Here is a 12,936-nt window from a genome sequence, read left to right as displayed (position 1 = left end):
GCATTTGCGTTACCCCAGCAACACGCGCCGCGCCAGGGTGCGTTGCAAAAGCCAGGGCACGATTGGCGAGACGAGCAGCCAACGCCAGAACCAGGTTTCGCCTCCGGCGGCCGCGGCGATCACGCTTCCGGCGACAAGCACCGCGGCTCCGCTCAAATCCACGCGGGCGCACGCGCTTTCCTTGTGGCCGGCGAGCAGGAGCATGTGGGAAAACTGTCCCGTCGCCACGGCCACGCCGAAGCAACCCACGGGCGCGATCATGCCGAGCGCGCCCGTGTATTTCGCGTCGATCACGGAGCCGATGAGAAATGGTGCGAAGGCGTGCAAAAAACCGATGCCCGCGAGCCCGCACAGCGCATACGTGAGCGACACGATGTCGACGGAATTGGCGAGCGCGCGCCGTTCCTCCGCGGTGCGCGAGGGCATCGCAAAAACCACCGGCTGCCAGTATTGCGTGAACATCACGGCCAGCATGCTCGTCACGATCACGGCCACGTTTCCCGCGAGTGTGAAATACCCCGCGGTTTCGGTTCCGAAAAATCCGGCGACGACCCAGCGGTTGACCGCGGTCAGCATCCACGCCGCCACGGCAAGCACGACGAACAGCGGGCCGTCGTAGATCGCGCTCAGTTGTTTCGGGGGCGGTTGCGATTCATTTTGCGCGGCACTGTTTTTGCGCACGGCGAGAATCGCGGCGGTTGCGAGCACGAGCGCGTGGATGACAAAGCCGGCTTGCAACGCCAGCAGCGTTCCGCCCGCGGCGGCATACAACAGCGGTGGCACGAACGACCGCGTCACCGAGCCCGCCGCCGACACGCCGCAATCACGCCAGTGCTCGCGCCCGGCCTGCAACGCCGTCTGCCTGAGCCACGCCGCCGTCATCAACGACGCGCCCGCAAACAACAACAGCCAGGTGCCCCACCAAGGCGCGCCGTTCGCGCGTAATCCGGGAACGAGCCACACGGCGGCCAGGGTCGCCGCCGCGAGCCAGGGCAGTTTGCGCGCGGCGGCCCGGGTGACTTCGCGCAACAACGCGGCGCGGTTGTTCGACTCCGCCCAGTGCCGGGCGACAAATTTGACCAGCCCCGCGTGAATGACGGCAATGCCCAACGGCGTGAGCGTGAGGAAAATGCCGTAGGCGCCATACGCCTCGGGCGCGACTAGCCTCGACGTGATCGTGATACCCGCCACCCCGCACACAAGCCCCACCGCCTGCGTGAGCATGATGGGCAGCAGGCGTTTGACGCCCCCGGCGTTTTCGATCCGTTTGTCGTTGTCCGCCATTCGTATTAATTCGCTCGCGCGCGTTTCCTATTCGGTGAACTTTTCGCGCAGGCGGCTGATTTTTTCAGGGGAAAGTCCGATGGCTTGCGCGAGGAATTGCATGTCCGATCCGTGGTGTTCCTCCAGTGTGGAAAAAAACGCCTGCAGATACTCTTCCTTGGCCGCGAGCAAGTCGCGCATGACCGGCTCGGACAATCCCAGCGGTTTCATGCGCACGTCCTCGTTGAGCGACCTCAGGCCGTATTGATTGGTCAGCAGGTAGTCCTCGACGATGGTCTCGCGCCGCACCCCGAGCGCGATCATTAGAAGCGCGATGCCGATGCCCGTGCGATCCTTGCCCGCCATGCAATGCAGCAGCAGCGCGTGGTCGTCGGGCAGGTCGAGCAGCGTTTGAAAAAACGGCTTGAAGCGCGCGGCCAGCCCCTGGATGTCGGAATAAAACGCCTTCATGAACGGCACGCCCGATGTGGCGCCGGCCAGCATGTGCGTCCAGTTTTCCATCGGGTCGGTTTTGCCTCCGGAGCATCTCACAATCGTCGCGCCCGCCGGCAGGCGGTCGGGTGCGTGATCGTATTCCACTTTTTCGCGCAAATCGACGACGGTCAAAATCCGGCGCCTGGCGAGTGTCTCCACGTCGGCGTCGGTGAGTTTGTCGATTTGCCCCGCGCGGTAAATGCGGTGCCAGCGCACGCGGCGCCCGTCCGCTGTTTCATACCCGCCGATGTCGCGGAAATTATAAGCACCTTCCAATGGAATGTGGCGCAACATGGGAATCCCGTCAGGGTTCGATGAAACGTGGCTCGTCATGTGAAAAACCGGAAGACAAAGAGGAAAATCCGGCATGGGCGAACGAAAAGATAAGCGCGTTTTGGGCGCCGGGCGTGTTTTAAAATTCGTGGTGTGCAAAAATAAACCCGCGAAAATGCGGCCGGTTTAAATGCGCGCGCCCGCTTGCAACCTCGGCGCACATGTTGCATTGTTACACCAAAACCATGAACGCCGACACCGCACGCCATCCGTTTCTCGAGGGTCTTAGCAAGCATCGCGGCGCGCCGCCCACGGTGGTCGTCATCTTCGGGGCCTCGGGCGATCTCACCGCGCGCAAACTCATCCCCGCGGTTTACAATCTCGCTTGCGACAGCCTCCTGCCCGCCGATTTTTATCTCGTCGGCTACGGGCGCAAGGCGATCCCCGACGAGGAATTTCGCGACATTGCCGCAAAGGCAATACGCGAGTTTTCCCGGCGCGAGTTCGATCCCGCGGTCTGGCAGAGCATCAGGCAAAACGTGTCCTACGTCGCCGGGGACTATGACGAGCCGGAGGCGTTTCGCCGCCTCGCAGGGCACATATCCGGCATCGAGAAAAAAATCTCACGCGAGATGCAGTCGCTGTTCTACATCTCCACGCCGCCGACCGTGTTTGCGCCCATCCTCAAAAATCTTGGCGCCTCGGGGCTCGCGTCGAAATACCTCGGCAAGCCGCATCACGCCAAGGTTGTCATCGAAAAACCCTTTGGACGCGACCTCGCCTCCGCGCTCGAACTCAACGCCACCATCCGCTCGGTTTTCGAGGAGCACCAAGTTTATCGCATCGACCACTACCTCGGAAAAGAAACGGTGCAGGACCTGCTCGTGCAGCGTTTCGGCAACGCCATTTTCGAGCCGCTTTGGAATCGCAACTTCATCGACCATGTGCAGATCACCGTCGCCGAGGAGGTCGGCGTCGGCACGCGCGGCGGTTATTACGAAACCAGCGGCGCGCTCCGCGACATGATCCAGAATCACACCATGCAGCTCGTCGCGCTCACCGCGATGGAGCCGCCCGTGTCGCTTTCCGCCGAGGATGTCCGCGACGAAAAAGTGAAAGTCCTCAAGGCGATCCAGCCGCTCCGCCTCGGTCCCGGGGGCGACACCGCCCGCGCGCAATACACTTCCGGCATGATCGGCGGCAAACAAGTGCCCGGCTACCTCGACGAACCGGGCATCGATAAAAACTCATCAACAGAAACCCACGCCGCCATCCGCCTCTCCATCAACAACTGGCGCTGGCAGGGCGTGCCCTTTTACCTGCGCTCCGGCAAGCGCATGCCGCATCGTGTATCCGAAATTGCGATACAATTTAAACGCCCTCCCGGCACGCTCTTCTCCGACAGCGCGCTCTACAACATCGCGCCCAACACCCTCGCGTTTCAAATCCAACCCGACGAGGGGCTCGGCCTCATTCTCAACGGCAAGGTTCCCGGACTCGAAACCCGCACGCAGCCGGTGAAAATGAACTTCCGTTATTCCACGACGTTCGGTTCCAACACACCCGAGGCCTACGAGCGCCTCGTGCTCGACGCCATGGTTGGCGACGGCACGCTCTTCATCCGCGGCGACGAGGCCGAGGCGTCGTGGAAACTTTACACACCCGTCCTCGAAAACTGGGCCGAGGCCGGACACGAAGGACTCGACACCTACGACGCCGGCACCTGGGGGCCGAAATCCGCCGAAGCCCTCATCGCCCAAACCCGCGACGCCTGGAGAAAACCATGAGCTAAAGAAGAGTGAAAGGTGAATGGTGAAGAGTGAAAACCAAACCACTCAAACCACCAATCCACCGTTCCCCGCCGGGGTTCGTTTTTCACTCTTCACCATTCACTCTTCACCCTTTCACACCATGTCCACCGTATTCTCCTCCCTGCCCGGGCTCGAAGTGCCGGCCGATGCCATCAACAAAAGTTTCGCCGACATGTGGACCAGCGCGGCGGCGGACGGACGTCCCTCACCAACCGGCGACGACGCGAAGGCCACGCAAATCAACCTCGTCCTGCACCTCGGCTTCGGCACCACGCATGACGACGCGGTTGCGCAGTTTCAGACCACGATCAATTTTTCGCGCCGCTATCCCTGCCGCGTCGTTGTGCTCTGCCCGTATTCGCTCGACGACAACTCGACCAACCGAATCCGCGCCAAGATTTACGGCGAATGCCACCTCGGCAAAACCAAGGGCGACACGCGCTGCTGCGAGTTTGTCATGCTCGCGTATCCCATGAGCGCGCGACGCTACCTGGAAAGCCAGGTCTCGATCTGCCTCTCCACCGACCTGCCGCTTTATTATTGGGTGCACCGCTTCGCCTCGTCGCGCCGCCTCAACGATTATCAATACCTCCTCGTCAAGTCCGAGCGCGTCATTCTCGACAGCGCGGTCATGCCGGAGGGATTTGGCGACTACGCCTGGCCTCGACCCGAGGCGGTGCGAGACCTCGCCCACGCGCGCACGCTGCCCATCCGCCAAAGCATTGGGCAATTCCTCAGCGCGTGCCCGCCCGCCGGGCTGGTTGACGGCATCTCGGCCATCCGCATCGCGCGCGCCCCGCAATACGCCGCCGAGGCCGCCGCGCTCCTCAAGTGGGCGCGCGACCGCCTCATCGCCTGCGGCATGGACAAGAACACTCCCGCCGAGCTGACATCCTCCGCCGATGGCGAGCCGCCGTTGTCATTGAATTTTGAATACAAAACACCCTCGCGTCATTTTCGCTGGCGCGGCGATCCGCATGCCGGCACGTCGGGCATTGACTCCATGCTGTGCCACGGTCCCATGCAAGTGAGCGTCCCCGTCTCGCTCCTCACTCCCGAAGCCGCCCTCGGCGAGGCGATGTTTTTCTAGTCAATCTGCGCGCCTGACTGCGCGTGTGGCGCCCGCACAAAGCGGCGAATTCGAAGGTGTTTTTCAAGGCGCCATTGCATGGCCGCAAATAACGGTTCGTGGACGGATCATCTACAAATCGATTCAATACTTTGTTTTTTTAAACACGCGAAAGATTAGGATTCATCGTGAAAGCGTGATTGGACGAAAAACACTCATCCGCATTTTGATTTTAAAACGCCGGTGTTTTTCCTGATCATAAAACACACCTTTCGCGAATCTTTTGAGGCAATTCGCCGTCTGGCGCAGCAACCAACATCAACTGCCATGCGTCACAAACACACAAAACACCCGGTATCAACCAAGACGCTCAGGTTCTCCGCCTCCCGTCTTTTTCTCTCGGCTCTCCGCTATCCTCTAACATTTATCATCTGCCTTTTGTTGGCGGCAGCAATCTCTTCGCGGACATACGCGGCCAGTGTCATCAAAGTGGCCGCTGGTGGCGAGCACAGCTTGTTTTTGACCGATGATGGCACGCTCTGGGGTATGGGGCACAGCTGGTATGGCCAGTTGGGTGATGCGCGTGGCTATACCGGCACCGGGTATCAAACATATCATATCACACCTGCGCGAGTGGCCACCGACGTCACCGCCATGGCTGCCGGAGTTTCGCACAGCCTGTTTATAAAAAGCGATGGTTCGCTTTGGGCCGTGGGGGCGAACCACTTTGGCCAATTGGGTGATGGCACTACCACGAATCGCCGTGTTCCTGTGCAAGTGGCCACAGGCGTCATCGCTGTGGCCGCCGGATATTCGCACAGCCTGTTTTTGAAAACCGATGGTTCGCTTTGGACCATGGGCAACAATAGATACGGCCAATTGGGTGATGGCGCATCTGGCAGCGAGGATTATCCCGACATTGCAAATCGAAGAATACCCATGCAAATAGCCACTGACGTTGATACCATAGCCGCTGGTGGTAGTCATAGTTTGTTTGTAAAAAGCGACGGCACACTTTGGGTTATGGGATGGAACGGCTATGGTCAGTTGGGAGATGGCTCTGCCGCGAACCGAGTTTTTCCCATGCAGGTGGGCACTGGTGTTGATGCTGTGGCCGCAGGAAGAAACCACAGCCTGTTTGTGAAAAACGATGGCTCGCTTTGGGCTATGGGTTTCAATGACTGGGGTCAGTTGGGCTACTATTGGGACGGTGGCACTATCATGAATCAAAGAATACCCGCTCAAATGGCTGTCGACGTTATTGCTGTAACTGCCGGAAAATCACACAGCCTGCTTATTAAAAGCGACGGCTCGCTTTGGGGCACGGGACTAAATTACCGCGGCCAGTTGGGTGATGACACCGGCACTTATTATCGAATGACTCCCGCTCAAATAACTTCCGGCGTCGTTGCCATGGCTGCAGGAGAAGATCACAGTCTGTTTATAAAAACCGACGGCTCGCTCTGGGCCATGGGTCGCAATAGATACGGCCAGTTGGGTGACGGCGCGACTGCGGATCGCTACCTCCCCGTGTATATTGCCGGCGGCAACTCGCCGACTGGCGCGCCCGCAATCACCACGCAACCCGCCAGCCAAACCCTTTATGTCGGGGACCTGGTGACTTTCGGAGTCGTCGCCACCGGCTCAAACCTGACCTACCAGTGGCATAAGGATGACACGGATATCCCCGGGGCCACGAGCGCCAGTTACACAATAACAAATGCGCAGCAATCCCACGCGGGCAGTTATCGCGTCACCGTGAGCAACACCGTCGGCTCCACCATCAGCCATGCTGCCGCGCTTGTCGTCAAAACCAGCGATGGTATTGGCGACGATGGCGGCGTTGTCATGGTCGGCGGTTCCGCCGCTGGCGGCGGCGCGCCAAGCCTCCTTTGGCTCGGTGTCGTTGGTTCGATGCTTTTGTTGCGCAGGATGCGCAAATCACAAATGACAAAATAACAAGACATGCCGGGAGCCGGAAGCGATCTACTCATTCCTTGCACGCATATGAAATCTCCAATGCCCGCCAACATCCCGACCGCTTCCTTCCTCCTGTGCAACACGGTGTTTATCCTCTGTCTTTTGTCAGCGACTGGCCTCGCGCCACAAGCGGATGCCGCCAGCGTTACCACAGCCGCCGCAGGCGGATACCATAGCCTTTATTTGACTGATGACGGCGCGCTTTGGGTCATGGGGTGGAATGACAATGGCCAGTTGGGCGATGGCAATCCCGGCAGTGACATGTATCATCGCACACCCGCGCAAATAACCAATGACGTTCGTGCCGTGGCCGCCGGAAATCGCCATAGTTTTTTCATAAAGAATGACGGCACGCTTTGGGCCATGGGAGGGAACTATGCCGGCCAGTTGGGCGATGGCACGATTGTAAGTCGAAGCATTCCCGTGCAAATAGCCACCGGCGTCATAGCCGTGACTGCCGGAGATCGACACAGCCTGTTTATAAAAAGCGACGGTTCGCTTTGGGCCATGGGATTTAACAAACACGGCCAATTGGGTGACGGCACAGACACAAGCCGAAGCCCTCCCGTGAAAATAACCACTGGCGTTGTCGCCGCGTCCGCGGGAAGTTATCACAGCCTGTTTATAAAAAACGACGGCACACTTTGGGCCATGGGAAATAACGATTTTGGCCAGTTGGGTGATGGCTCTGCCGCCTATTATCGACGCACACCGGTGCAAGTGGCCGCCGATGTCATTGCCGTGGCTGCCGGAAATGCGCATAGTCTCTTTGTTAAGAGTGACGGCACGCTTTGGACCATGGGGACGAACTTAAACGGTGAGTTGGGTGATGGAACTCCTGCTGAATATAGGAACATCCCCATGCAAGTGGCTGCCGGCGTTGTGTCTGTGGCCGCTGGGAATACGCATAGTTTGTTTGTGAAGAGCGACGGATCGCTTTGGGCCATGGGGGCAAACTATCGCGGCCAGTTGGGTAATGGCTCAACCACGGATCAACGCACGCCCGTGCAAGTCGCCACCGGCGTCCTTGCCGCGTCCGCTGGCGAGGGATCCGCCCACAGCTTAATTGTGAAAAATGACGGCACGCTTTGGGGCACGGGATGGAACGGATTCAGCCAGTTGGGCGACGGAACTGATACGGACCGAAGCACGTCCGTGCATATTGCCGGCGACAGCCTGCCCACCGGTGCGCCCGCAATCACCACGCAACCCGTTAGCCAGAATGTCTCCGCCGGAGGCCTTGTGACATTCGGGGTTGTGGCCACCGGATCAAACCTAACCTATCAATGGCGAAAAAACGGCGCTGATATTTCCGGTGCCTCGGGTGCCACTCACACGGTCTCAAATGTGCAACAAACACACGCGGGAAGTCACACGGTTATCGTGAGCAATGTTTACGGTTCAGTCACCAGCTATCCCGCCATGCTTACCGTCACCGCTGGCAGTAGCGCTGGTAATGGGAATAATAACGACGGAAACGTAAATGATGACAACAACGATGAAAGCTCCGGCGGAGGTGGCGGCGGCGCGCCAAGCCTGCTTTGGCTCGGCGCGGTTGGTGTGATGTTGCTGCGGCGACGGATGGCGAGGCCGTAGGGGGTGCGTGGAACGTCTCTACGCGTTTAGTTTTTCCCACAGCATCCGCAGGGCGTATGTGAAATCTTTCGGGTGTTCGGCGAGCGCGCGCGACAGGTCGGATTTTGTCCACCATTCGCCGCGCTCGATTTCGGCGGGGTTGAGCTTGAAGTCGAACGGCCCGTGCGAGCGCAGGCGGAACACGCGCAGGAATTCCCAGCCGTTCGCCTCGCAGGGGTCGAGGGTGAAAAGCGTTTCGAACGGATTCGCCCCGCCAAGCGCGAACGCGTCCATCCCGGTTTCCTCGCGGAGTTCGCGCACGGCGGCGGCCTCGTAGGTCTCGCCGGAATCGACGTGGCCGGAGCAGGCGGAATCCCAGCGGCCGGGCGCGATGTCCTTTGCCATCGAGCGTTTTTGCAAAAACACACGCCCTTGCGCGTCGCCGATGATCACGTGCGTGGCGCGATGCATGAGGCCTCGCGCGTGAACCTCGCGGCGCATGGCGCGGCCCACGACCTCGTCGTGCTCGTTTACCACGTCGAAAATCTCGTCGTCGCGTTGCGCCGGGGCGCCGGGGGAGGGAGTGTTTTGTTTTTGCATATCTGGCTTGTCGCACCTTGGCGAAGTGTGTGCTCTTGTGGAAACAGAATTTTTCAAATCCAACCGCACCCGAGCATCACTTACCAATTTCGCATCATGGCCAAAATCGATATCAACAAAGTCGCCGAAATCCTCAAAAAAAACCAATTGGACCCGAAACTCCTCCGTCAAATTGTCGAGGAGATGAACGCCATCACACAGGCCGAGGAAGACGGCGAAAAACTTCCCCCTGTGAAAAAACAATTCGCAATCCTGGTTTCCGATCCCAACGGCGTGCTGCCCAAGGAGGAGCTTGCCGGCTGGGTGCTTCAGCTTCCCGAGACCGAAAGCGTGGCGACGGTTGAGGAGCGCATCTTTCGCGGTGCCTACGATTACAACGACACGCGCAAGGGCCGGCAGTATCCGGTGAAAACCGTCGGCGAGGCGATCGAGCAGGTGCCCGCAAAAATCTTCAAGGAGGCCGAGCTTTGGGTGAAGACCAAGGTGCCCGTGCTCATGCTCCGCACCAACAACGAAATCCCGCGCGAACTCAAGCAGCCGGATTGAGCGGAGGCGTGGAGGCGCCAAAGGTGCGCCGCAACATGGCCTGAAATGGCTTTGGCTTCGCCACAGCAATCTTGGGTTTCAATGCCGCGCGTTTCTGAGGCTGCTCAGGAGGGTGGGGCGAATGCACCGCTCGCGCCGTCATCGCGCGGCGTCGGCCTTGCCCAGGGTGTCCTTGCAGTCGGTCAGCCATTCGAGGCTGAAGCGGGCGATGGAAATGTATTTGTCGCCATGTTCGTAGAGGCAGAGGATTGTGCCGTCGGGCAGCATGGCGAGGTCGGAATACGAGCTGCGGCCCGGGTCGATCACCTTCGAGACGGGCCATGTTTTTCCGTCGTCGTAGCTGAGTTTCACAGTGAGGTTTGTGCGAGCGCGCCATTGGCCGGATTTATTGGGGCGCATGTTGTGGCGGCTGTCCGGATTGCAGAAGAGGATGCGGCTTTTGTCGGGCGATCCCGAAATGCGCAGCGAACTGCCAAAACAATTTGGCGTAAAAAGGTCCTCGTTGATTTCCGGCTTTGTCCATTGCGTGGCTCCGTCGGGGCTGAGGGCGATGGTTTTGTATGAATTGTGTGTGCGCGTGATAAACATGACGCGGTCGTCGTCCGTGGTCACGGCGGTGGTTTCGTTCATGTGCTTGCTGATGCGCGGCAGCAGTTCGCCACAGTGCCATGTTTTTCCGTGGTCGTCGCTGTAGATGGATGTGATAACCGAGGGGCCGTGCGCGCGCGTCCCGTCCGCGCGCACTTTTCCATGGGCGAGCCAGGTGGGCGCGAGGAGCCGGCCGTTTTTGAGCTGAATGCCGTGTCCGGGCCCGGGAGCGATCACGTTCCAGTCGACGCATTTTTTGAAGTCGCCGAGCTGGGGTGTGATATCGGCGGGTTTTGTCCATGTTTTACCGCTGTCGGTGCTCGTCATGTGGAGAACGCGCTCGTAGTTCACTTGATAAAGGAAGTGCGTGGTTTGGGTTTGGCCGTCCCAAATCAGCACGGGGTTGTCGGCGACTCCGTTGCCGTGGTCGGCCAGCACCCGCATGGGCTCCCAGTTTTTCCCGCCGTTGGTGCTGCGGCGCATGATCATGTCGATGTCCGCCCAGTCGGACACCTTGCTACGCCCCGAGGCGACTGCGAGCACGGTGTTGTCGGGCAGGGCGAGCACGCACGGGATGCGGATGGATTTGTATTTGTTGCCCCTGCCGGTTTCGAAGAGCACGGAATGCTCCATGTGCGCGTAGTGCTCCTTGGGCTGGGCGGAAGTGACGGGGGCCGCGATGAACAGCGCGAGCAGTGCGCATTGCGCGAGGAGCAGGGATTTTGCCGTTTTGAAAATCGGGATCATGGTTTTGGTGTGTTGAGGGCAGGAGCGAAATTGCGACGCCTTTGCGGGCGGGACTAGCGGGAAAACATGGACTGATAAGAGAACCATGAGATTGCAAAAAGTGGCGCGACCACTCCGCGGACTCTTCCTCCGCGCCCCAAAAGTGGGGAAAGAGCCAAACGCAAAACTTGCGCTTGCGCGCGCGGGGGCTTTTCTTCGCACCGCTATGACAAATCTGATCGAAGACCTGAAGTGGCGCGGCCTGATGGCCGACTGCACCGACCTTGATGCGCTCACCAAGCGCCTTAATGAGGGGCCGGTCACGGTGTATATTGGCTTCGATCCCACGGGCGATTCGCTCCACGTCGGGCACCTCATGGGGCAGCTCACGCTGCGCCGTTTCCAGCTCGCCGGCCACAATGTCCTGCCGCTCGCCGGCGGCGCCACGGGCATGATAGGCGATCCTTCCGGGCGTTCCTCCGAGCGCAATTTGCTCACGCCCGAGCAGCTCGCGCACAATGTGGACTGCATCAAAAAACAGCTCATGCGCCTGCTCGATTTTGACCCGGCGAGCTGCCCGAATCCGGCGCGCATCATTGATAACGCCGACTGGACTCGCAACATCACCTTCCTGGATTTCCTGCGCGATGTCGGAAAGCACTTTTCGCTCAACGTGATGCTTGCCAAGGATTCCGTGCGCTCGCGCATGGAGGGCGACGGCGGCATCAGCTACACCGAGTTCAGTTACCAGCTCCTCCAGGCGCACGACTTCTACATCCTGCGCCGCGACCACAACTGCGAGCTCCAGATCGGCGGCTCCGACCAGTGGGGCAACATCGCATCGGGCGTCGACTTCATCCGCCGCAAGCTCGGCATCACCGCCCACGGCATGACGTTCCCGCTCATCACGAAGGCCGACGGCAGCAAGTTCGGCAAGTCGGTGGGCGGCGCGGTGTGGCTCGATCCCGAAAAAACGAGCCCCTACAAATTCTACCAGTTTTTCGTCAACACCGAGGATGTGAAGGTTTGCGAATATCTGCGGCGATTCACGTTTCTCAGCCGTCCCGAAATCGAGGAACTCGAGGCGAAGCACGCCGCCAATCCCGGGGCGCGCGAGGCGCATCGCGCGCTGGCCCGCGAGGTCACACGCACGGTGCACGGCCAGGCCGCGCTCGACGCGGCGCTCAAGGCCAGCGAGATTTTGTTCGGCGCGGAGATCGGCGACACCAGCGAGGCGACATTTCGCGATGTCGTTGGCGAGGTTCCGACCAAGCCGGTCGAGCGCGCCAAGCTCGACGCCGGCGCTCCGCTCACCGAATTGCTTGTGCACGCCGGGCTCGTCAATTCCAAGGGGCAGGCGCGCAAGGACATCGAGGGTGGCGGCATTTATGTGAACAATATCCGCGCCGGCGAGGCCGCCCGTGTGGTGACCGCCGCGGATTTGTTGTTCGGCAAATACGTGCTGCTGCGCAAGGGCAAGAAGAGCTACGCGGTGCTGCTCGCGGAGTAAGCGGATTCTGCCCGGCCAGAAATGGCAACGCGGGCATGCCCAAAAACAGCCGGTATTTTATCAACGCGGCGCCTGCGCACCCTGCGCATGGCGCCGCGCGTGTTGAGGCGCGCATGAATATCATGAACGGTGCGTGTGCTGCAAAAACCGTAAATTCGACTTTGGAGCTTATTTGGAGACCAAACTTTGAACCATGAATGAATGTGGATGCGAATGCTTCTGCATGGTCAATTTCTTCCTATCATGCTTTAAAGCATAGATTTAGGTATAATTTTGATGGTCAATTTTAAAAAACAACACTAGTCCTTATTGTTGTTGATTTACATATAAAATTGACAGGTGGTTTAGCTTTTTATTTCTTACACCCCATAATCAATGACAGCAAATGGCTGTCTCAACTCCGGCACGAAACTGAATCTAGGCAGGCACTATTCATTCAGAATCGCGCGTTATATTTGTAATTAAATATGCAGCAATAAGATATGCAGTTTATGAGAATC

Annotated in this window: 10 protein-coding genes; 6 read left to right on the top strand and 4 right to left on the bottom strand. The window is 59.3% G+C overall.

What is annotated here, in order from left to right:
• Positions 1-9: 9 nt before the first annotated feature.
• Positions 10-1,284 (bottom strand): lipopolysaccharide biosynthesis protein, encoded by a 1,275-nt coding sequence (locus tag CKA38_RS02875; RefSeq protein ID WP_108824151.1) that lies wholly within the window; start codon positions 1,282-1,284, stop codon positions 10-12.
• A gap of 27 nt (positions 1,285-1,311) precedes the next feature.
• Positions 1,312-2,091: a tyrosine-protein phosphatase gene (locus CKA38_RS02870; RefSeq protein WP_161554693.1), complete on the bottom strand. Its 780-nt coding sequence runs from the start codon at positions 2,089-2,091 to the stop codon at positions 1,312-1,314.
• Between the two features lie 185 nt (positions 2,092-2,276).
• Between CKA38_RS02870 and zwf the strand changes: the two genes are divergently transcribed.
• The 4 genes from zwf to CKA38_RS02845 all read left to right on the top strand — a co-directional run bounded on the left by zwf (position 2,277) and on the right by CKA38_RS02845 (position 8,487).
• Positions 2,277-3,818 (top strand): glucose-6-phosphate dehydrogenase, encoded by a 1,542-nt coding sequence (zwf, locus tag CKA38_RS02865; RefSeq protein ID WP_108824149.1) that lies wholly within the window; start codon positions 2,277-2,279, stop codon positions 3,816-3,818.
• Between the two features lie 124 nt (positions 3,819-3,942).
• Positions 3,943-4,932, top strand: coding sequence for a glucose-6-phosphate dehydrogenase assembly protein OpcA (locus tag CKA38_RS02860; RefSeq protein ID WP_108824148.1), 990 nt, complete (start codon positions 3,943-3,945; stop codon positions 4,930-4,932).
• Positions 4,933-5,154: 222 nt separating this feature from the next.
• Positions 5,155-6,870 (top strand): RCC1 domain-containing protein, encoded by a 1,716-nt coding sequence (locus tag CKA38_RS02850; protein WP_108824146.1) that lies wholly within the window; start codon positions 5,155-5,157, stop codon positions 6,868-6,870.
• A gap of 60 nt (positions 6,871-6,930) precedes the next feature.
• Entirely contained in the window at positions 6,931-8,487 is a 1,557-nt protein-coding gene (locus CKA38_RS02845) for an RCC1 domain-containing protein (RefSeq protein WP_161554692.1), read from the top strand.
• 18 nt (positions 8,488-8,505) lie between these two features.
• On the opposite strand, the gene CKA38_RS02840 is transcribed toward CKA38_RS02845, so the two are convergent.
• Entirely contained in the window at positions 8,506-9,066 is a 561-nt protein-coding gene (locus CKA38_RS02840) for an NUDIX hydrolase (RefSeq protein ID WP_108824144.1), read from the bottom strand.
• Positions 9,067-9,162: 96 nt separating this feature from the next.
• On the opposite strand from CKA38_RS02840, the gene CKA38_RS02835 reads away from it, so the two are divergent.
• Positions 9,163-9,612: a hypothetical protein gene (locus tag CKA38_RS02835; protein ID WP_108824143.1), complete on the top strand. Its 450-nt coding sequence runs from the start codon at positions 9,163-9,165 to the stop codon at positions 9,610-9,612.
• Positions 9,613-9,750: 138 nt separating this feature from the next.
• Here CKA38_RS02835 and CKA38_RS02830 read toward each other — a convergent pair whose 3' ends face one another.
• The gene (locus CKA38_RS02830) at positions 9,751-10,947 is read right to left on the bottom strand and encodes a sialidase family protein (protein ID WP_161554691.1); all 1,197 of its coding nucleotides are present in this window, start codon (positions 10,945-10,947) and stop codon (positions 9,751-9,753) included.
• A gap of 205 nt (positions 10,948-11,152) precedes the next feature.
• Between CKA38_RS02830 and tyrS the strand changes: the two genes are divergently transcribed.
• Positions 11,153-12,436: a tyrosine--tRNA ligase gene (tyrS, locus tag CKA38_RS02825; protein WP_108824141.1), complete on the top strand. Its 1,284-nt coding sequence runs from the start codon at positions 11,153-11,155 to the stop codon at positions 12,434-12,436.
• The last annotated feature ends 500 nt before the right edge of the window (positions 12,437-12,936 follow it).

The organism is Ereboglobus luteus (assembly GCF_003096195.1).
GTDB classification, from domain to species: Bacteria; Verrucomicrobiota; Verrucomicrobiia; order Opitutales; family Opitutaceae; genus Ereboglobus; species Ereboglobus luteus.
Note: the sequence above shows the minus strand (reverse complement) of the source record. Positions and strands in the feature narration are given on the sequence as shown.

Coding starts and splice junctions, on each gene's coding strand:
- CKA38_RS02875 (WP_108824151.1), bottom strand. CDS start 1,284: ATGGCGGACAACGACAAACGGATCGAAAACGCCGGGGGCGTCAAACGC.
- CKA38_RS02870 (WP_161554693.1), bottom strand. CDS start 2,091: ATGACGAGCCACGTTTCATCGAACCCTGACGGGATTCCCATGTTGCGC.
- zwf (WP_108824149.1), top strand. CDS start 2,277: ATGAACGCCGACACCGCACGCCATCCGTTTCTCGAGGGTCTTAGCAAG.
- CKA38_RS02860 (WP_108824148.1), top strand. CDS start 3,943: ATGTCCACCGTATTCTCCTCCCTGCCCGGGCTCGAAGTGCCGGCCGAT.
- CKA38_RS02845 (WP_161554692.1), top strand. CDS start 6,931: ATGCCCGCCAACATCCCGACCGCTTCCTTCCTCCTGTGCAACACGGTG.
- CKA38_RS02840 (WP_108824144.1), bottom strand. CDS start 9,066: ATGCAAAAACAAAACACTCCCTCCCCCGGCGCCCCGGCGCAACGCGAC.
- CKA38_RS02835 (WP_108824143.1), top strand. CDS start 9,163: ATGGCCAAAATCGATATCAACAAAGTCGCCGAAATCCTCAAAAAAAAC.
- CKA38_RS02830 (WP_161554691.1), bottom strand. CDS start 10,947: ATGATCCCGATTTTCAAAACGGCAAAATCCCTGCTCCTCGCGCAATGC.
- tyrS (WP_108824141.1), top strand. CDS start 11,153: ATGACAAATCTGATCGAAGACCTGAAGTGGCGCGGCCTGATGGCCGAC.